Source organism: Providencia sp. PROV119 (genome assembly GCF_028482435.1).
Taxonomy (GTDB): domain Bacteria; phylum Pseudomonadota; class Gammaproteobacteria; order Enterobacterales; family Enterobacteriaceae; genus Providencia; species Providencia stuartii.
Window position 1 is genome coordinate 13068 of sequence record NZ_JAMPQL010000029.1, and the last position, 20952, is coordinate 34019.

Here is a 20952-nt window from a genome sequence, read left to right on the forward strand (position 1 = left end):
TAAGTTTAGTCAAAATAAATATTTATATAAAAATGAAACTATTCTTAATATGTATTATTGTTAATAAATATATTCACCATGTGAAATATTTTTTTGATATAAACAATGACGTATCGATGAGTAAATATTAATCAATTTTAGGTTTTAACTATCATATTAATAGCTAATATCTATAAAATAACCGTATTAATAATAAGGTTTATTTTATATTGGCTCACTTCGAAAAAGGTCTGCCAGTTAAACTTAATTTATCGAAAAATGATTTATTCATTTCTACAGGTTTCATTATCGGCAAAAAACAAATTAACTTTATTATTAATTTACCTTTTCTTTTGCACATAGAAGAAAAGGCGGTGAATTTTTCAACATGGGTGGTATTTTGCACGATAAATACCCATAACGAATTGTTATTCTTTGTTATTGTGGGTTGAAAAACAGCCACTGCTTATTTTATTTCTAAGGGATTGTATTAAACACGGCGATATAAGCGAATCAGAATAGTATCAATTTAATGATGATTTATTGCCAATAATCAGTGACTTTACTTAATTATGGGTATAAAAGCACTCGAAGTGGAGTGCTTATTATTTTATTTGTGGGGTAACTATAGGGCTGATTTCGGAATGACACCTTCAAATGTCAGTTTCGGGCGATCTGGCTCTTCTTGTGTGAGTGGGGTAACTTCTTTGAAGCTTTGTTGGCAGCGGATAACAAGGTCTTGATAGTCAGCCGTACCTCGGCTTTTCCAAGCTATTTCTTTTTCAGACAGTGTTCTTTGTGCTTTAGCAGGCGTTCCTACGATCAACGTATTATCTGCAAATACCGCTTCTGCTTTCACAAAGGAGCAAGCGCCAACAATAGAATTCTCGCCAATCACGGCGCCATCCATAATGACACTGTTCATTCCAACCAAGGCATTACGCTTAATATGGCAGCCGTGCAAAATCGCACCGTGACCAATATGACCATTTTCTTCAATGATGGTATCGTATTGCGGGAAACCATGCATAACACAGTTATCCTGAACATTAGCCCCTTCTTTAATGATCAAACGCCCGAAGTCTCCACGTAAGCTCGCATTAGGACCAATATAAACATTTTTTCCGATAATCACGTCGCCAATGATCACAGCGGTTGGATGCACAAAACTTTCTGGACTAACAACTGGCGTGATGCCATCTATCTGATAAAAAGGCATATTGAGTTCCCCTTCTGTTTAAGTTACATCGGTATTTAAGAAGATTTATGCCGCGATCTCTTTTAATACACCGCCAAAACGTCGGAAATAGGTTGTAGTCGGTTGCGGCAGTTCCCCTACAGTTGTTTCGCATATTTCGCTGACGTAGCGTGTTGCTGCTACTTCAACACGCTGGTAAATATTGATACACAGATTCCTGGCTATTTGCCCCTCCCATTGTGCGGGAAGTAACTCATCGGGTAGCAGCGGATCTTTTAATACCACTCGGCGATAAAAGTGGATCAGTAATAAGCGTAGTTGAAAGCATTGCTCAGGTATTATTTGCTCATCCGATAACTCTTTTAATAAGAGTGCGAGTGGGCGAAATAACACGATAAATTGGTGATAATGTTCAGCCACCTGTTGTAACGACCAACTGTCTGACACCAACTCTTTTAGGTGCTTTTCGGAGCGGTTATAGGGGTAATCTGCTCGAAAGTAGATCACCTCTTCACTTGCATTAAGTTCATTAAGTAATGACGGAATATCGCTTTGAGCGCTACTTGGTGCTGCCATCAGTGAGGTGCTAAATTGACCAAATCCTAACCAGCTTAACTCTTTTTTGAGCCTTGCTTTTTCATCTTTGTCAGCGGCTTCAAGTAACAATAAATCCCACTTGCCATCCCAATTGGGTTGCTCACTTTGATAGATTTTACTTTCAGCGTGACGAAATTGGTTTTGACCACGTTCAGATATTCGGTAATAGCTACGACGACCGATTTTTTCAGCATCTAGCCAGCCTTCTTTTTGTAAGCGAAATACGGAAGTACGGACAAAGCGGTCGGTAAAGCCCATTGGTTCAAGTAAATTGGTTAAGCTACCAAGCCATACTTCACCCCCGCGGTGGTGTAGCGCATCGCCATAAAGAGAGATAATGAGTGATGTTCCACTAATTGGCTGGCTGGTTAGCGCATGCTGTATAAATTGGTTAAGTTTAGTTTCCATTTTGTCATTATCCGATGAATATCTGTATCAAAAATATGAATGAATAGTAGACAAAAACATCTTGCTTGTCTTCTATTTGCTACACAGGGCATTGTTATATTAGGAAACTAAAATTAAAGGCACCCCAACATTTATCCATTGTGAGGTACCTCGTAGAGAAGATTTATATGGCGATCCTTGTATCAATAACACGAGCCGCTTTGCCTTGTGAACGAGGGATATCACCGCAATTAACGATACTGATCTGTGTGCTCACGCCTACCATTGACTTAATTCGATGCTTAAGGTTATGGCAGATATTACAACGCTCATCATAGGTCAGAAGATCGGGTTTTTTCAGCTCGACGCGAATAGCTAAGCTATCCATATTCCCTTTACGGCTAATTTCTAGCTGGTAATGAGGGGAAAGCTCTTTGAACTGCATGATTTGCTCTTCTATCTGCGATGGGAAAACGTTGACTCCACGAATGATCATCATGTCATCAGAGCGGCCGGTAATTTTACCGATACGGCGCATATTACGATTAATCCCCGGCATTAAGTGGGTTAAATCGCGAGTGCGATAGCGGATAACAGGCATAGCCTCTTTTGTTAGGGTAGTGAATACTAACTCACCTTTATCACCGGGCGAGAGTGTTTTTAGGGTATCAGGTGAGATAATCTCCGGATAAAAATGATCTTCCCAGATTGTAGGCCCACTTTCTCCGGCATCGGCACACTCCATGGCCACACCTGGCCCCATGACTTCTGACAGGCCGTAGATATCAAGCGCTTTGATGCCTAAGCGAGTTTCAATTTCTGTTCTTAATGCCTCAGTCCATGGCTCTGCACCAAATACGCCTAGTCTTAGTGAGCACTTACTTGCGTCTCCGCCCATGATTTTCTCTAGCTCATCAATGATGCTTAGACAGTAAGAGGGGGTTACCATGATGACGTCAGGTTTGAAATCAGCAATTAATTGAGCCTGTTTTTCTGTCTGACCACCAGACATAGGAATAACGGCTGCACCAAGACGCTCAGCACCATAATGAGCGCCTAAGCCACCGGTAAATAGGCCGTAGCCGTAGGCAACGTGGATTTTATCTCCTTTCGTGGCTCCCGCAGAGCGTAGGCTACGAGCGATTAAATCAGCCCAATTATCAATATCTTGTTGGGTATAGCCGACAACAGTGGGGCGACCCGTCGTGCCCGAAGAGGCATGAATACGGATGATTTTATCCATGGGCACTGCAAAGGTATTAAATGGGTAATTCTCGCGTAGATCTTGCTTTGTGGTATACGGGAATTTTTCGATATCACTCAGTTGCTTGAAATCGTCAGGATGAACGCCGGCCGCATCGAATTTTTTGCGATACATCGGCACATTTTCATAAGCGTGAGTGAGTGTCCACTTCAGTCTTGAGAACTGCAATGCCTCGATTTCATCTCTCGATGCAAACTCAATTGGATCAATAGTGTGTTGTAGAGTGCTCATAATTGCTAGTCCTTATAATTATTGATATCCGCATGCTTTAAGCCTTTTTTGCGATATATTGCCGAGTCAGGGCGGGTATATATGCAATGGCGAAAAGCGAGTGCAGTATTGGCCTGAGCAGGTGTAGGGTTTCAGGCATTTTTATTTTTTACCCATCATTCATCTCATTAGAACGGTGTGATTTTGGGTAGGTTAATCGGTCTAAACTCGTTCAATAATCATGGCTATGCCTTGGCCCACACCAATACACATGGTGCATAAGGCATAGCGCCCTTGGCGACGATGTAATTCGTTCACGGCGGTAATCGCCAACCTTGCCCCACTCATACCAAGAGGGTGGCCTAAGGAAATGGCACCACCATTTGGATTCACTTGTGGCGCGTCGTCAGGTAAACCTAATCCTCTTAGTACAGCGAGTGCTTGAGCAGCAAAAGCTTCGTTTAGCTCAATCACATCCATTTGTTCGATTGTTAGCCCCGTCATTTTGAGGACTTTTTGGGTGGCGGGTAATGGTCCTATCCCCATAAACCGTGGTTCAACACCACAGGTTGCTGTTGCGATAATTCGTGCTTTAGGGGTTAACCCCTGAGCTTTAGCCGTTTCTTGGGAAGCGATAATCAAGGCGGCTGCACCATCATTCACCCCAGAAGCATTACCTGCTGTCACTGAGCCATTTTCACGAAACGGTGTTTTTAACTTTTGTAATTGTTCCAAGGTTGTTTCAGGTCTTGGGTGTTCGTCTTCTGTAACAATCGTCTCCCCTTTGCGATGTTTAATGGTGACGGGGATGATCTCTTGTGCGAAAACGCCTTGTTGACGAGCCTGTTCGGTGCGTTGTTGGCTACGTAGAGCAAAGGCATCTTGGTCAGCTCGATGAATGCGATACTCTTCTGCAACGTTCTCCGCCGTTTCTGGCATCGAATGTGTTGAGAACTGCTTTTCCATCAGTGGATTGACAAATCGCCAACCAATTGTGGTATCAAATATTTGTGCTTGCCTTGAAAAGGCCGATTCTGACTTACCCATAACAAAGGGTGCGCGGCTCATTGATTCGACACCGCCTGCAATCATAAAATTCGCTTCCCCCGCTTTGATACTTCTAGCCGCAAGTGCAATTGCATCAAGGCCTGAACCACAAAGACGATTCACGGTAGTGCCCGATACGGATAATGGAAGACCCGCTAATAAACACGCCATTCGTGCGACATTACGGTTATCTTCACCAGCCTGATTTGCGCAACCTAGGATAATGTCATCAGTTATTGACCAATCTAATTGAGGATGCCTTTCCATTAGAGCCTTTAAAGGTAAAACGGCGAGGTCATCAGGGCGTACAGAGGACAGTGCGCCTCCGTAGCGGCCAATTGGGGTTCTGATACCATCACAGATAAAGGCATCTCTCATCACTCTTCTCCTGTTAAACGGTGACCTAGGCGATGCGCTCGCCCGTAGAACCAAGCTAAGGTTTTGCCTTGTTGGTTGACAATTTCTACTTCATATAAGCCAGTACGTTTGCCCTGATGCTTAACGTTTGCGACTGCGGTCAATGTATCCCCTTCATATGCAGGGCGGATAAAATCAATGGAGCAGCTTGAGGCAACAGCGGCGAGTCCATGGCTATTGCAAGCGTAAGCAAACGCGGTGTCAGCTAGGCTGAATAGTTGACCGCCATGGCAGGTTTTATGGCCATTAAGCATGTGCGAAGTGACGGTCATGGAGAGTTGAGCGGCTCCCTCAGAAACTTGCTCTATCACCATCCCCATCGCTTTTGCGCAAGCATCGTCACGGTACATGATGTCTGCGGATTGTTGAGCCAATGTTATTGTGGTTTGTGAACTCATTGCAGCTCCTTAGCAGGTAATGACCGCACCCCAGCAACCAATTGGCGCAACAGGGGATTCGCCCGGTAGCGCCCGTCGGCATAAAACTGCGATAACTGATCGAGTGTATTAAGGATATGTTGCCAGCCAATTTCGGCGCCCCAAGCGAGCGGCCCTTTAGGGTAGTTCACGCCATAACGCATTGCGTTATCAGTATCTTTTGGGCTAGCGACATCTTTATTGACAACATCTAAAGCTTCATTGCATAGCATGGCAACCGTCCGCATCGTCAATAGGCCGGGATAATCAGGTAATACAATCACGTCCTTGTTGAGCGATTGAAAAAAGGCAATGACACTCTGGTTTTCTTGGTGGCTGTTTTGGACTGCACAACTGATTGCAATTGCGTTTGCTTTGGCATAATCAGCGGATAAATCAAATTGCACCATGCTCTGATTGGCTTTTTGCGCTCGTACAGAAGTCAATTCACCATTCGTTAACATAACAATAACATTGTTAACTCGGAGTGTAGGCGATTCGTGGCTATCTATTTTAGATTCTTCGAGAGGGATCCCGTTTTGCCTTAATAATTGTGCAAACTCAGGTAAACTTTGCCAATCGCCTCGAGCCGTAACGGAGGGGGGATTGTTTAATATCACTTTTTCTGCCATTGTGGCTTTAGGCAGTGGTTTGTTGTCATCGTAATGATAAAAGCCGCGGCCAGTTTTTCGACCGAGATGTCCCGCTTGGACCAGCTCTAATTGTTCAAAGGAGGTTTGGAACCGAGGGTCGTAGCCAAATGCTTGAAAAACCGAATCCGTCACCGCGTAATTCACATCATGACCAATAAGGTCGGTCAGTTGTAAAGGGCCCATGGAAAACCCACCGGCATCACGTAGAACACTATCTAATGTTGCAGGGTTTGCGATTTGCTCTTCAAGTGCGCGTAATGTTTCAGCATAAAAAGGGCGAGCAACTCGATTAACGATAAAGCCAGGCGTTGAGCGGCAGATAACGGGAATTTTGCCCCATGCGACCGCCAAGTTTTTTAGCTGTTCAATAACAGCGCTTGCGGTTTCGCGCCCACGAATAACTTCAACCAACTTCATAATGGGAGCTGGGTTGAAAAAATGGAGGCCAGCAAAGCGCTCTGGGTGTTTAAGTTGGCTGGCGATGGCGGTAATCGATAACGAAGAGGTGTTACTTGCAAAGAGGGTGTTTTCTTTGCAAATGCCTTCAAGTTCGCTAAATATCGCTTGTTTTATAGTCAGTTTCTCAGCGACAGCCTCAATGACTAATTGAGCCGGTGCTAAGTCAGCCATCGTATGTACAAGTGTAATACGCGCAAGCAGTGCCTCTGTTGTTTGCGCATCCGCTTTGCCCTGCTGAACGCGCTTATTTAACCGTTCAGTTAAAGACTGTTTTGCTTTATTCAGTGCTTGTGTGTTGATGTCAAATAGCAGTACCGTATGTCCAGCGCTTGCTGCCACCTGTGCAATGCCGATACCCATTGTGCCAGCACCAATGACAGCGACGGTATTAAGAGTTAAAGTCATATTAGCGTCCTTTAAACTTAGGTTCGCGCTTATTCAAAAAGGCATCGACTCCTTCGCGATAGTCTTCGCTGCGTCCACCTAAGCGCTGTAAATCACGTTCTAGGTCTAGCTGCTCATCTAATGTGTTAGTTGCGGCACGATAGATAGCTTTTTTGATTAGTCCTAAGCCATAAGTTGGCTGTGTGGCGAGGTGCTGGGCTAATTGATTAACGGTGGTTGTCAGCTCATCATTTTCAGTGACTTGCCAAATCATGCCCCACTGTAGTGCTTGCTCAGCGCTAATTTTATCGCCAAGTAATGCCATCCCCATGGCTCTTGCATGGCCTGCTAATTGAGGTAAGAACCAGCTACCACCGGAGTCCGGTACTAAACCTAAGCGGCAAAAAGATTGAATAAAACTGGCGCTTTTAGCCGCAATAACGATATCACCCGCTAAGGCGATTGCCGCGCCTGCACCTGCGGCTACGCCATTAACGGCACAGATGATAGGCTTCGGTAGTGAAGTGAGTCGGCGGATCAGGGGGTTATAGAAAGTTTCGACGGAATAACCTAAATCCGGTGCCTGTTCGCTAACCGAAACATTGCGATCATTCAAATCTTGACCTGCACAAAAACCACGACCGGCTCCTGTAATCACTAAACAACGCACGGTATCATCACGTTCAGCAATTTTTAGTGCATCACTTAGTTGACGATGCATTTCATCGTTAAAGCTGTTTAACCGGTCAGGGCGGTTTAATGTAATGGTGAGTACGCCATTTTCCAGTGTTGTCAGTATCATTGCGCTGTTTGGCATCTTATTGTCCTGTAAATTTTGGCTGTCGCTTTTCAAAGAAAGCATTGATCCCTTCGCGGCGGTCATCAGTACCTGCCAAGGTGACAAAATATTGGCGCTCAAGCTGTAATCCCTCTGAAAGTGAGATTTCTTGAGCTGCATTAATGGATGCTTTAGCCGCTCTCACGGCAAGTGGGGCGTGTTCCGCCATGCGTTGGGCAAGTTTCTGTGCGTATTCAACAACTAACCCATCCACACAAATTTGACTCACTAATCCTGCTTGTAAGGCACGTTGTGCAGGAATCGCCTCCCCCGTGAGTACCATTTGCATCGCAAGGGATTTGCCAACCACGCGAACCAGACGTTGAGTTCCTCCCGCGCCAGGTATTAGCCCTAGGGTGATTTCAGGTAAGCCAAAACGCGCCGTTTCACCGGCAATGACCACATCACTTGCAAGTACTAATTCAAAGCCAGCACCCAATGCATAACCATTGACTGCGGTGATAATGGGTTTGGAAATTTGCGAAAAACGGCGCCAAACTTGAGGGCGCCTATCCGTGATCGCCGCCGCAACGGTTTGTTGCTGGAGCTCTTTAAGGTCAGCACCCGCCGCAAAAAAACGTGGGTTGCCGGCAATAACGATGGCGCCGATTTGTGGGTCTTTATCGGCTTGTTCAAGGTGATCGACAAGTAATTCGAGGCAATCAGTACTTAAGGCGTTACGCACATCAGGGCGATTCAACGTCAATGTTAGGACGCGATGTTCAATATGAGCTAGGATCCAATCAGTTTGCATATGAGCCTCCTACACATCGAAATCGAGTTCTACGCCATCGCCTTTCGGCCATGCTTGGCAGCTTAAAATATAACCATCCGCAATTTGGTCCGGCTCAAGGCTGTAGTTGACGCCCATTTCAACTTCGCCCGCTTTAAGCTTACATTTACATGTTGCGCAAACACCGCCTTTACAGGCATAGGGAAGGTCTGCGCCTTGGCGTAAGGCCGCATCCAGAATACTGTCGTCTTGGCTATCCATATTGATGGTCATTGTACGTCCATCAAGGTGAATGCTGACTTGGCGGTTATCCGTTGCTAATGTTGCAGATGGGCGGAATTTCGTGCCGGAAGTGTTAAAACGCTCACTATGAATACGCTCTGGCGCCATGCCACATTCAGCTAATGCAGATTGCACATCGTCCATCATCTCTTCAGGGCCGCACACAAAAGCATGGTCAAATTGCTTAAAATTGAGCAAGGTTTTACCCAATGCCATTAATTGTGGCTTATTCACGCGACCGCTAAGCAGTGCACTGTCTTGCTGCTCTTGGCTAAATAGATAGAGCACCTGAAAACGTTCTGCATACTGGTTTTTAAGGTCGGCAATGCTCTCTTTAAACATCACCGAACGGCTATTTTTGTTGCCATAAATTAAAGTGAAGCGGCTGTGTGGCTCAGTTTGTAGGGTGGCTTTAATAATGGAAAGTAAAGGTGTGATACCGGAGCCTGCCGCAACCGCAAGGTAACGACCTTCTGTTGTGACTTGAGGTTGATAACCAAATTTCCCTTGGGGGATCATCACATCAAGGCTATCGCCAACATGAAGTTGTTGGTTAATAAAATTTGAAAAACGTCCTTCGTGGATGGCTTTAACACCAATTTTTAGAACCCCGTCGTCAGGTGAACTGCAAATGGAATAACAGCGGCGTAAGTCTTCGCCATTGACTAAGGCTTTTAGGGTTAAATGTTGCCCAGGGCGGTAGCGATAGTGCTCGCGCAAATTATCAGGAACGCAGAAGGTCACAGCAACCGCATCAGGCGTGTCACGTTCAATTGCAGCAATACTTAAACGATGAAATACAGTCATGAGTGTGCCCTTAAATACATTTAAAATAATCAAATGGCTCAAAGCATTCGAGACAGCGATATAGTGCTTTGCAGGCGGTCGAGCCGAATTCGCTGATTTTCTCTGTGTGTTGACTGTCGCAACGTGGGCAACAGATTGGCCCCGATTTTTCGGGGTGTTCACAGGCTTTTCCTGCTGGCGGCGCAATACCAAATTCACGCAAGCGTTGTTTGGCGTCTTGGTTCATCCAATCTGTTGTCCATGCCGGCGTGAGAACGACCTCGATTTCCACATTGGGAAACCCGGCATGCTCTAAAACATTTTTGATTTCGTTAATTAAAAATTCAGTTGCTGGGCAACCGGAATAAGTGGGTGTAAACATCACTTTCCAGCCACGAGATGTGGCAAAAACATTGCGGATCATGCCAAGATCAGTAATGGAGAGTGCAGGTAACTCAGGATCGGGGATTTGATGTAGTTGCTGCCAGATCTGATGAATTTGAGGGGGTTGTAACCCGCTGTTTTGCAATCTCTGTTCCATAGCATCACCATTCACAATTTGGATAAGCGCGTTGGACAAACTGTAGCTCGGTTAAAATGAGGCCCAAGTGTTCAGTGTGGTTACCCTGTTTGCCACCTAAACGGTATGCATTTTGTTCAGGCATCGTCAGCGTGGCTTGCGCGAAAGTCTCTGTGATCGTTTCTAACCACTGTTCACGTAATGTTCGAGGGTCAACAGCGATACCTACCTCTGCGAGCGTAATCTCGACTTCATCGGCGTGGAATAATTCGCCTGTAAAGCGCCACAGTTGATCGACCGACTGCTGAATTCGCCGATGGCTTTCTTCGCTACCATCACCTAAGCGGATCATCCAGTTACGGCTAAAGCGTAAGTGGTAGAGCACCTCTTTGAGCGATTTTTCCGCGATGGCTGCCAATTGTTCATCTGCGCTGTGAATTAAGGCTTGATAAAGCGGAACATGGTAGGCATCCATAAAAAATTGGCGTACTAGCGTGTCGTTGAAGCCGCCGTTTGGTTGCTCTACCAGCAGTAAGTTGCAAAACTCACGTTCATCTCGGAGGAAGGCAATTTTATCTTCATCAAACTCTGTTCCTGATAGGGTTGCGGCATACGCTAAAAAGTTTCTTGCCTGACCGAGTAAGTCCAAACCGATGTTGGAGAGAGCAAGGTCGATTTCCAATTCTGGTGCATGACCACACCATTCACATAGCCGTTGAGCCAAGATCAATGCGCTATCGCCTTGCCTTAAAACATATTGTTTGAGTGCTTCATGCTGATTCATATCGTTGCCTCACATGTTTTTGATGCCATCGGGGATGGTATAAAAAGTTGGGTGGCGATAGACTTTGGTGTCAGCAGGGTCAAAGAAAGCGCTCTTATCTTCTGGTTGAGAGGCAATAATATGCGTCGCTTTGACCACCCAAACGGAGCATCCTTCACTACGACGAGTGTAAGCATCGCGTGCATTTTCTAGTGCCATCTGATCGTCAGCGGCATGCAGGCTACCGACATGACGATGCGCAAGCCCTTGTTTGCTCCGAACAAAAACTTCATATAATGGCCAATCTTGATTGCTCATGGTCTTTTCCTTTTATTCTGTGCTAGGCGGCGGATTTAACGGCTTTCTGTTTTCGGCTATGTGCCATGGCACCTTCGCGTACCCATGCTCCATCTTCCCAAGCTTTGCGTTTGGCATGCACGCGTTCGTAATTACAGATGCCTTCGCCTTTAATGACTTGATAAAACTCTTCCCAGTCGATTTCACCAAAGCGGTAGTGCCCTAGCTCCTCATCCCATTTCAGTTCTGGATCTGGAATAGTCATACCGAGGGCTTCCACTTGCGGTACTGTGTTATCAACAAATTTTTGGCGTAGCTCATCGTTACTAAATCTTTTAATTTTCCATGCCATACTTTGTGCACTGTGTGGGGAGTCACTGTCGTTCGGGCCGAACATCATCAGAACAGGCCACCAGAAACGGTTAATGGCATCTTGTAACATGGCTTTTTGTTCATCAGAGCCGTTCGCCAGTACAGTGACAGCTTCGTAACCTTGACGTTGATGAAAACTCTCTTCTTTACAGATTTTCACCATCGCTCGTGCATAGGGGCCATATGAGGCTCGGCAGAGGGCAACTTGGTTAACAATGGCGGCACCATCAACCAACCAGCCAATCACACCTACATCGGCCCAAGTTAGGGTGGGGTAGTTAAAAATAGACGAATATTTCATTTTGCCATCAAGCATCTTTTGATAGATGTCTTGGCGAGTGCATCCTAACGTTTCGGCTGCGCTATAAAGGTAGAGGCCATGACCTGCTTCATCTTGGATTTTTGCTAACAAGATAGCTTTACGTCTCAATGTGGGTGCGCGAGTTAACCAGTTTGCTTCTGGCAGCATGCCGATAACTTCCGAGTGTGCATGTTGTCCAACTTGGCGGATCAGGTTTTGCCTATAGGCATCGGGCATCCAATCTTTTGGCTCAATATTAATGTCGGCTTCGATTTTGGCCTCGAAGTTTGCCTGATTTTGCTCATTCATTGTTTTCTTCCAAATGATTCGTATTAAATTAAATAAAAATAAAAAATGAATCACAATATTTAACATTAATGCTAGGAATCGTTAACAATAAAATCAATCTCATTTATTCTTCTTTTGCGATTGGCTTCACAATCAATTTAAGTTTATTGATTTAAATCATAGAGTTAATTTTGTGTAAATTAGTGTGGTTTTTATTTGTTAGTAGCTAATGGATAAGTTTTGTTCTTAATTTGTTAAATTGAGGTTGGCATTCGCTGCCCATATTGTGATACATATTTATTTAATATTTGTGTTTGTTGTTTTTTATTTTGGAGAGATGCCATGCAGCAATTAACAAGTTATATAACGGGGAAGTGGTTATATGGTGAAGGTGAAGGCCGCAAAATTTATCATGCATTGACTGGGCAGGCGTTATATGAGGTTACCACTGCGGGTTTACCTCTGGTTGATTGTCTTGATTACGGTCGGAAAAAAGGCGGGGATGCTTTATCCGCCATGACTTTCCAGCAGCGCGGCCAAATGTTAAAAGCCGTCGCTAAATATTTGCTAGAGCATAAAGCGTCTCTTTATGAAATATCAGCACAAACAGGGGCGACTAAAGCAGATAGTTGGGTTGATATTGAAGGTGGGATCGCAACACTCTTCTCTTTTGCAGGGCTTGCAAATCGCGAGTTGCCAGATGATACGATTTGGCCCGAAGATGAGATGATCCCGCTATCGAAACAAGGCCAATTTATTGCTCGCCATATTTTAACTTCCCGCCATGGTGTGGCATTACATATCAACGCATTTAACTTCCCTTGTTGGGGAATGCTAGAAAAATTGGCACCAACGTGGCTAGCGGGGATGCCTGCGATTATTAAACCTGCGACGGCTTCCGCTCAAGTTACTCAAGCAATGGTGCGCCTGATCGTTGAAAGTGGGTTAGTGCCTGAAGGTGCTATTCAGCTAATCTGCGGGGGGATCGGTGATATGTTTGAATATCTCGATTTTGAGGATGTGGTGACCTTTACTGGCTCGGCAGCAACAGGGCAAAAATTAAAATCTCACCCTCGATTACGTGAAAAGTCGATCCCATTCACCATGGAAGCAGACTCCCTTAACTGCGCAATACTTGGGGTTGATGTTACTCCAGAACAACCTGAATTTTCTTTATTTATTAAAGAAGTGACCCGTGAAATGACGGTGAAAGCAGGGCAAAAATGTACAGCAATCCGTCGTATCATTGTGCCGAAGCCCCAGTTAGAAACAGTTAAACAGGCATTATTAAAACGCTTATCGGGTATCACTGTCGGTGACCCTGCCGTTGAAGGCGTGCGCATGGGGGCTTTAATCAATCAAGAGCAGCGTGATGATGTTCATGAAAAGGTTATGTATTTACAGCAAAACGGTTGTGAAATCCTGTGTGGAGGGGATCTTCAAGAGCTGAATGTGATGGGGGCCGATAGCCAAAAAGGGGCATTCTATCCGCCTACCTTGCTCTATTGCGCCGATCCTTATACTAATCAGGCCGTCCATGAAACGGAGGCATTTGGGCCGGTTGCAACATTGATTGGCTATGAGACGAGTGACCAAGCGGTTGAGTTGGCCATTATGGGAGGAGGGAGCCTTGCGGGTACATTAGTAACGGCAGACACCTCAGTAGCGCAAGATGTTATCCGTAGAAGTGCACGGGCACATGGTCGAATGTTGATTCTAAATGAAGCCTCAGCGACAGAATCAACGGGGCATGGCTCACCATTACCACTATTAGTGCATGGTGGCCCGGGTCGCGCGGGTGGTGGCGAGGAGCTAGGCGGATTGAGGGCAGTTAAACACTATATGCAGCGAACGGCTATTCAAGGTAGCCCTTCTATGCTGACTGCCGTCACCAAGCAGTGGATCCGTGGTGCAGATGTAGTGACGGATCAAGTGCATCCGTTTAGGAAGTATTTTGAGGATTTAGTCATTGGCGATACCTTATTGACGGCAAGACGCACGGTGTCGGAAGCAGACTTAGTCAACTTCGCTTGTTTAAGTGGTGACCATTTCTATGCACATATGGATAAAATTGGCGCTGCGCAATCATTATTTGGTGAGCGAGTGGCTCATGGCTACTTTGTTGTATCAGCAGCGGCTGGTTTATTTGTTGATGCGGCAGTCGGTCCTGTGATCGCCAACTATGGTATGGAAAACTTACGTTTTATTGAGCCTGTAAAAATTGGTGATACCATCCAAGTGCGTTTAACTTGCAAGAAAAAGATTAAAAAAGCACAAAAAACGGCAGAAGATAAGCCAAATGGCGTAGTTGAATGGGATGTTCAAGTCTTCAATCAAAATAATGTTGCCGTTGCCTTATACAGTATTCTGACGCTTGTTGAGCGCCGTGAAGGGGATTTTTAGCGGCTGAACGGATACGGGGATGATTCGCCCGTATTCAATAGCAGGTTGCGGTGAGGCTAGCCGCTGTCCAGCCTCTTATCAGCAGTCAGAAATTAATTGTGAATAAAGTGCGCTTGGTTCAGTTGGCTAAGCGCATGATTGACGGCAAAGATCTCCCCTCGGACTTCAGGAACACCAAAGGATTTTAGCCGCGCACTGTGCTTTTGTAAGTAAGCTTGAGCTTGCCCTTCTGACGCAAACAGGTAAATACCTCCAGCCTTTTGTGTCGATGGGTTCTCCGTCCAAATTTTCCAGATAAAGCCAGGTTCATCATTGATAGACTCGGCTAATGTTTTCATTGCATCAGCCATCTGCTCTCCCCAAGGGCCTTGATAAGGGAAATCGACCTGTAAAATCACCTGCATAACGACTCCGATTTTTGCTTGTTCTATGGATGAGTAGTAGACAGTATAATCCCTAACTGAAATTATTACTTTGATAATTAATGGTGTTTTACGCTATCGCTTTTTCCTGCTTCAAAAGCGGCTAATGTGGCTAAACGTGCTTGTTTATGGTCAACAATTGGTGCGGGATAATCTAAAGTAACGTGGTTAGCCTCTGCCCACTCATGCGGTGTGTGAATATATTTATCGGGTACGGATTGTAATTCTGGAAGCCACTGGCGAATAAATGCACCCTGAGGGTCAAATTTTTTACCCTGAGTGGTTGGATTAAAAATACGAAACCAAGGTTGTGCATCAGTACCTGTCGAAGCAGACCACTGCCAGCCTCCATTGTTTGCCGCGAGTGTGCCATCAATTAATTGCTGCATAAAATATTGTTCGCCGAGTCGCCAATCAATCAGTAAATCTTTCACTAAAAAACTCGCAGTGATCATTCTTAAGCGATTATGCATCCAACCTGTGGTATTGAGTTGTCGCATTGCAGCATCAACGATGGGGTATCCCGTTTGCCCAAGCTGCCACGCTTTAAAGTCAGCATCGGAGCTATTCCACTGAATGTGGTTGGTCCATTCAATAAAAGGCTGGTGGCGGCATAAGCGTGGAAAAGCGACGAGTAGATGATGGTAAAACTCTCGCCAAATTAATTCATTAAGCCATGTGAATGCCCCGCTATCTGGGGAATCAAAAAGCGGTGGATACTCAGCGAGCAGGCGATTTAAACATTGCCGTGGTGAGAGTACCCCAATTGCCAAATATGGGGATAACAGGCTAGTACCCTCAATTGAGGGAATATCGCGATGCTGTTGGTAATGCTGCACTTTTAGGCGACAAAATTGCCTGAGTTGTTGGCGTGCTGCTGATTCACCCGCTGGGAAATGTGGCGCAATATCGACGGCGTGATGCGCAAACAAGGGGAGTGATAGGTCATCGATAGCAAGTGCTTCCCCTCGTGGTTGAGGTGCTGGTAAGGAACGAAAATCGGTGGTCACTAATTGGCTAATAAAGGCTCGACGAAACGGAGTGTACACTTGGTACATTTCGCCTTTCTGATTTGTGACGGATTTTGGTGGTAATAGTAAGGCATCATCAAAAGCATGCACTCGGAAAGCGCGTTGTGGGTGATGAATCAACCATTCGTCTCGCCTATGCTCATTGAGTTCATATTGATGATTGAAATATAGGTGGTCAACTTGCTGCTGTTGAGCAAAATCCAGTACCCATTGTGCGGCACTTAAAAAATCGGGGGTTGTTTGGCAAAACAGAGGGATGCTTAATTTGGCCAGCGAGTCACGAAGCGCAATGAGATTTTGATGCAAAAAGGTGATTTGCCGAGAGGAGAGGTGATGTGCTCGCCATTGTTCTGGTGTAGCCGTAAACACGGCGAGCACTTTAGCATCAGGATCAGCACAAGCAGATGACAGCGCTTTATTATCGGTGACACGAAGGTCATTACGAAACCAGACTAGGTGACAAGCCTGTTTTTTCGCCATCTTCTGCTCCTTTGCCTTACATCAGGTTTAATCCAATTTAGGGTGCTGATTAATTAATGACTGACGCTTTTTCTCTAGCTCAGCGATCTGTTGTTCAATATCTTCAACTTTCTGTTCAATATTGTCATAGTGCTCGCTTAAGATCTCTTTCGCCTCTGCTCTATCAGATGCCGCAGGCGTTGCCCCTCTTAATGGTTTGTTTGCGGTCTCTGGCATAGTAATACCAGTATAGAGGCCAATTAAGGCGATAACCATTAAATAAAAGGCGGGCATATACAGATTATTGGTTGATTCAACTAACCATGCTGCTACTGTCGGTGTGGCACCGGCAATCAAAACTGAAATATTAAAGGCGATTGCGAGGGCGCTATAACGAATGTGCGTTGGGAAAATAGCCGGTAAAATTGATGCCATCACCCCTGTAAAACAGTTCAGTAGCACAGCTAAAATAAGCAAACCAACAAAAATCAAGCCAACAGAGCCGCTATCAATGAGCATAAAGGCAGGATAGGCTAACACTATCAGACCTAAACTCCCCGCAATAACGAATGGGCGGCGACCAATTTTATCGCTGGTTAAACCAATAATTGGTTGGACAAAGAGCATACCAATCATAATGGCAATGATGATCAGCACACCATGGTCAGCAGAATAGTTTAGGTTATGCGACAGGTAACTTGGCATATAAGTCAGCAACATGTAGTAAGTCACGTTTGTTGCGATAACTAAACCAACGCAGATCATCAAACTTTTCCAATATTTAGAAACGACCTCACGGAAAGAGACTTTCGGTGGATTTTGAATATTGGCTTTATCTTGTTTTTCGAGCGTTTCAATGTGTTGTTGGAATGCTGGGGTCTCTTCAAGTGCATGGCGTAAATACAGGCCAATGATACCTAAAGGCAGTGCAAGGAAGAAAGGGATCCTCCAGCCCCATTCGTGGAAGTTTTCTTCACCAACAATACTTGAAATGAGTACTACAACACCGGCACCTAGCACGAAACCTGCGATAGAGCCAAAGTCTAACCAACTTCCCATAAAACCACGTTTACGGTCAGGTGAGTATTCGGCAACAAAGATAGCTGCACCTGAATACTCTCCACCCACGGAGAAGCCTTGGGCGAGTTTTGCTAACAATAGTAGGATAGGCGCCCAGATACCAATAGTCTCATATGAAGGGATCAAACCGATACTGAAGGTACTGATCGACATAATGATAATGGTGACGGCTAAGACTTTTTGTCGGCCATACTTATCCCCTAGGATACCGAAGACGACACCGCCGAGCGGTCGAACTAAGAAAGGAACAGAGAAAGTGGCTAGAGCGGCGATCATCTGTACGCTCGGTGATGCGCCAGGGAAGAAAACTTGACCGAGTACATAGGCTAAGAAACCGTATACCCCAAAGTCAAACCACTCCATCGCATTACCCAGCGACGCCGCAGTGATGGCTTTTTTTAATTTTCCATCATCAATGATAGTAATATCATTAATATTTAAAGGCTTTTCTTTTTTCTTTTTGAACTTCATGGAACCATCCTTTTATCTGAATTTCGAAACGTAATGAATTGCATTCATGATCTGTGTGGTCCATATCTCTATATCTTGCTCGCGCCAGATAAAAACAGAGATCGTTATATTAGAATAGTCGTTATCTGTAGAATGCATCAATATTTTATTTATCACTGGCAAAGATCATCAATATGACGAGTGTTTCATATCGAATTTGCTAAGACGACTTGGGGAAAATCACCGCTAACAATTGCGCAGAGAAGAGCAGGGAATAGAGAAGTGTTGTGAGCTAGTTTGTTGTTGTGCATTTTGTAAAAAAAGCAAAATGAGAACCTTTATGTGACTTAAACAGGTCATCAATAATACAATAATATCGATTAAATGTAAAATGTCGGTTATTTATGCTGATTTTAGTGGCTTTATTAATTTTTTAACCTTGCTAAAAATACTTAATTGGTTTTTATACTTAGTGTGTTGTTTTTTAATAAAAAATTGCGATGTGTTTAATGCTTAATAATATGATGCTTATCTTAAATTTTTTACAAGAGGGGGAGTTATGCAGCAGCGCGCAAAAATATCGCGTTTGACCTATTGGTAAACCATACCATTTATCCGATGGAGGGTATGGAATTTGAGTTATGTATCGATAGCTATTTTTGAGTCTTATTTCTGGTTTGAATTTCGTGAATATTTCTATTTTGATGCCAGCTTCTTGCACTTCAATCACCAATTTAAATATTTTGGCACCTTAACCAATACAATTATTTATCTTATTTTTACTCCTCTAGGATAATCAACAAATTACTTATCATGATCGATATTATTTATTAAATACTCTTATTATGACTGGTTATTAAATAATTGTTAATATTATTGTTTTTTGATATTTCAGCGCACAATGAATATTTAATTTATGCTGTATCTAGATTCTTCTTTTGATATTAGTGGAGGATTGTTCTGTTCTTAATAGCTATTTGTTTTCCTCGGTAGGAACCGCAAATTTAATTCGTTACACTAAGTTTAAAGTGCGTAAATTGGTTTAATAATGATGATGTATTACAGAGAAAATAGATTTGATGCTCTGTGAATATTTTAACCTAATCTGACTGGAAAGAGTGCCATTATGAAAAAACAGACAGTTGCATCCTATGTCGCGAAAGTCCTAGATAATGCTGGTGTGAAGCGCATCTGGGGCGTTACGGGTGATTCACTCAATGGGCTGAGTGATAGCTTACGCCGTCTTGGCACAATCGAATGGTTAGGCACCCGTCACGAAGAAGTTGCAGCATTTGCCGCAGGTGCAGAAGCGCAAATGACGGGTAAGCTAGCCGTTTGCGCAGGCTCTTGTGGTCCGGGTAATATGCACCTAATCAATGGGTTGTATGATTGCCATCGTAATCGCGTGCCTGTATTAGCAATTGCTGCACATATCCCTTCTAGTGAAATCGGTAGTAACTACTTTCAAGAAACGCACCCAACAGAGCTATTTCGCGAATGTAGCCATTATTGCGAACTGATCTCTAACCCTGAGCAGCTTCCTCAAGTGCTTGGGATTGCGATGCGTAAAGCGATTCTAGAAAAAGGTGTCTCTGTCATTGTACTGCCAGGAGATATTGCGTTACGTGAAGCACCGGAAACAGCAAATGATACATGGTATCAGCCGCAAGCTCCGTTGATCATGCCTCAGCCTGCTGAAATTGCGAAGTTAGCGGACGCACTGAACCAAGCACAAAATATCACCCTATTTTGTGGGGCAGGCTGTGCTGGTGCACACGATGAAGTGATTAAGCTGGCGGAAACATTAAAAGCGCCAGTCGTGCATGCACTACGCGGTAAAGAGCACATTGAGTGGGATAACCCATATAGCGTTGGTATGACGGGGCTGATTGGTTTTTCATCCGGCTACCATGCAATGATGAATGCCGATACGGTGGTGTTACTGGGTACTCAGTTCCCATACCGCCCATTCTATCCTCAAGGGGCTAAGATTATTCAAATCGATATTAATGCAGGTAGCTTAGGCTCCCATTGCCATATCGATATGGGCATGATTGGTGACATTAAAGCCACTTTGACCGCATTGCAACCTCACTTAGACGTGAAACAAGATAGGCACCACTTAGATAGCGCATTGAAACATTATACCGAAGCGCGTGAAGGTCTTGATGATTTAGCGAAACCGGGTAAAGACGGTGTGATCCACCCTCAATATTTAGCAAGCCGGATCAGTGCATTGGCGAAGGATGACGCGGTATTTACCTGTGATGTGGGAACGCCAACGGTATGGGCGGCTCGTTACTTAAAAATGAATGGTAAACGCCGTTTGATTGGCTCGTTTAATCATGGGTCAATGGCAAATGCGATGCCGCAAGCGATGGGGATCCAATCTGTCGATAAACAACGCCAAGTTGTGACCATGAGTGGTGATGGCGGTTTTAGTATGTTGATGGGGGATCTGTTGTCACTGGCACAAATGAATTTACCTGTGAAAGTCATTGTTCTGAATAACGGCGTGTTAGGTTTTGTCGCTATGGAAATGAAAGTAGGTGGCTTCTTAACAGAAGGCACTGATCTCCATAACCCTAATTTTGCGGCAGTTGCCAATGCTGCTGGGATCAAAGGGATCCGCGTTGAGAAGAGTGAAGATGTGGATGCCGCATTGAAGGAAGCTTTCGCTCATGATGGCCCTGTTGTTGTTGATGTTGTCACAGCAAAACAAGAACTTTCTATGCCACCGACAATTAATTTGCAAGAAGCAAAAGGTTTTAGCCTATATATGCTCAAAGCCATTTTAAGTGGTCGTGGTGATGAAGTTGTTGAATTAGCGAAAACCAACTGGCTACGTTAATCGGTCATTTTGACTGATCTGCTTTGCCGAATTAGGCAATTTACGCAGCCAACCAATTAGGGTTG

The 20952-nt window shown here is 44.5% G+C and carries 18 protein-coding genes; 2 read left to right on the plus strand and 16 right to left on the minus strand.

Going from position 1 to position 20952, the window contains the following annotated elements; translation table 11 throughout:
* Window positions 1-604: 604 nt before the first annotated feature.
* The 13 genes from paaY to paaA all read right to left on the minus strand — a co-directional run bounded on the left by paaY (window position 605) and on the right by paaA (window position 12212).
* Entirely contained in the window at window positions 605-1198 is a 594-nt protein-coding gene (paaY, locus tag PSF11_RS18875; RefSeq protein WP_004923444.1) for a phenylacetic acid degradation protein PaaY, read from the minus strand.
* A gap of 45 nt (window positions 1199-1243) precedes the next feature.
* Window positions 1244-2182, minus strand: coding sequence for a phenylacetic acid degradation operon negative regulatory protein PaaX (gene paaX, locus PSF11_RS18880; RefSeq protein ID WP_072502604.1), 939 nt, complete (start codon window positions 2180-2182; stop codon window positions 1244-1246).
* Window positions 2183-2345: 163 nt separating this feature from the next.
* On the minus strand, window positions 2346-3656 hold the full coding sequence (gene paaK / locus PSF11_RS18885; protein ID WP_014657036.1) for a phenylacetate--CoA ligase PaaK: 1311 nt from the start codon (window positions 3654-3656) through the stop codon (window positions 2346-2348).
* Window positions 3657-3857: 201 nt separating this feature from the next.
* Window positions 3858-5060, minus strand: a complete 1203-nt coding sequence (pcaF, locus tag PSF11_RS18890) for a 3-oxoadipyl-CoA thiolase (RefSeq protein ID WP_053110258.1) — start codon at window positions 5058-5060, stop codon at window positions 3858-3860.
* Complete coding sequence (gene paaI, locus PSF11_RS18895; RefSeq protein WP_004923454.1) at window positions 5060-5497, minus strand: hydroxyphenylacetyl-CoA thioesterase PaaI; 438 nt, start codon at window positions 5495-5497, stop codon at window positions 5060-5062. Before paaI ends, pcaF begins: the two co-directional genes overlap by 1 nt.
* The gene (locus PSF11_RS18900; protein ID WP_072502603.1) at window positions 5494-7032 is read right to left on the minus strand and encodes a 3-hydroxyacyl-CoA dehydrogenase; all 1539 of its coding nucleotides are present in this window, start codon (window positions 7030-7032) and stop codon (window positions 5494-5496) included. The genes paaI and PSF11_RS18900 overlap by 4 nt, the downstream gene beginning before the upstream one ends.
* Window position 7033: 1 nt before the next feature.
* Entirely contained in the window at window positions 7034-7828 is a 795-nt protein-coding gene (paaG, locus tag PSF11_RS18905) for a 2-(1,2-epoxy-1,2-dihydrophenyl)acetyl-CoA isomerase PaaG (RefSeq protein WP_014657034.1), read from the minus strand.
* Window position 7829: 1 nt separating this feature from the next.
* Complete coding sequence (gene paaF, locus PSF11_RS18910; protein ID WP_072502602.1) at window positions 7830-8603, minus strand: 2,3-dehydroadipyl-CoA hydratase PaaF; 774 nt, start codon at window positions 8601-8603, stop codon at window positions 7830-7832.
* A gap of 9 nt (window positions 8604-8612) precedes the next feature.
* Window positions 8613-9671, minus strand: coding sequence for a 1,2-phenylacetyl-CoA epoxidase subunit PaaE (paaE, locus tag PSF11_RS18915; protein WP_014657033.1), 1059 nt, complete (start codon window positions 9669-9671; stop codon window positions 8613-8615).
* A 10-nt stretch (window positions 9672-9681) separates the two neighbouring features.
* Complete coding sequence (paaD, locus tag PSF11_RS18920) at window positions 9682-10191, minus strand: 1,2-phenylacetyl-CoA epoxidase subunit PaaD (protein ID WP_014657032.1); 510 nt, start codon at window positions 10189-10191, stop codon at window positions 9682-9684.
* Window positions 10192-10195: 4 nt separating this feature from the next.
* Window positions 10196-10954 (minus strand): 1,2-phenylacetyl-CoA epoxidase subunit PaaC, encoded by a 759-nt coding sequence (gene paaC, locus PSF11_RS18925; protein WP_004923476.1) that lies wholly within the window; start codon window positions 10952-10954, stop codon window positions 10196-10198.
* Between the two features lie 9 nt (window positions 10955-10963).
* A complete protein-coding gene (gene paaB, locus PSF11_RS18930) occupies window positions 10964-11251 on the minus strand; it encodes a 1,2-phenylacetyl-CoA epoxidase subunit PaaB (protein WP_004923482.1) in 288 nt (95 codons plus the stop codon).
* Window positions 11252-11273: 22 nt separating this feature from the next.
* Window positions 11274-12212 carry a 1,2-phenylacetyl-CoA epoxidase subunit PaaA gene (gene paaA, locus PSF11_RS18935; RefSeq protein WP_036944051.1) on the minus strand — a complete coding sequence of 313 codons (939 nt, stop codon included), beginning with the start codon at window positions 12210-12212 and terminating at the stop codon, window positions 11274-11276.
* 321 nt (window positions 12213-12533) lie between these two features.
* On the opposite strand from paaA, the gene paaZ reads away from it, so the two are divergent.
* Window positions 12534-14594 (plus strand): phenylacetic acid degradation bifunctional protein PaaZ, encoded by a 2061-nt coding sequence (paaZ, locus tag PSF11_RS18940; protein WP_040132680.1) that lies wholly within the window; start codon window positions 12534-12536, stop codon window positions 14592-14594.
* A 92-nt stretch (window positions 14595-14686) separates the two neighbouring features.
* Here paaZ and PSF11_RS18945 read toward each other — a convergent pair whose 3' ends face one another.
* The 3 genes from PSF11_RS18945 to proP all read right to left on the minus strand — a co-directional run bounded on the left by PSF11_RS18945 (window position 14687) and on the right by proP (window position 18057).
* On the minus strand, window positions 14687-14998 hold the full coding sequence (locus PSF11_RS18945) for a monooxygenase (protein WP_036942261.1): 312 nt from the start codon (window positions 14996-14998) through the stop codon (window positions 14687-14689).
* 77 nt (window positions 14999-15075) lie between these two features.
* Complete coding sequence (gene phrB, locus PSF11_RS18950; RefSeq protein ID WP_014657027.1) at window positions 15076-16527, minus strand: deoxyribodipyrimidine photo-lyase; 1452 nt, start codon at window positions 16525-16527, stop codon at window positions 15076-15078.
* Between the two features lie 27 nt (window positions 16528-16554).
* Window positions 16555-18057 (minus strand): glycine betaine/L-proline transporter ProP, encoded by a 1503-nt coding sequence (gene proP, locus PSF11_RS18955; protein ID WP_004923504.1) that lies wholly within the window; start codon window positions 18055-18057, stop codon window positions 16555-16557.
* A gap of 1105 nt (window positions 18058-19162) precedes the next feature.
* Between proP and poxB the strand changes: the two genes are divergently transcribed.
* The gene (poxB, locus tag PSF11_RS18960) at window positions 19163-20887 is read left to right on the plus strand and encodes a ubiquinone-dependent pyruvate dehydrogenase (RefSeq protein ID WP_072502601.1); all 1725 of its coding nucleotides are present in this window, start codon (window positions 19163-19165) and stop codon (window positions 20885-20887) included.
* Window positions 20888-20952: the final 65 nt, after the last annotated feature.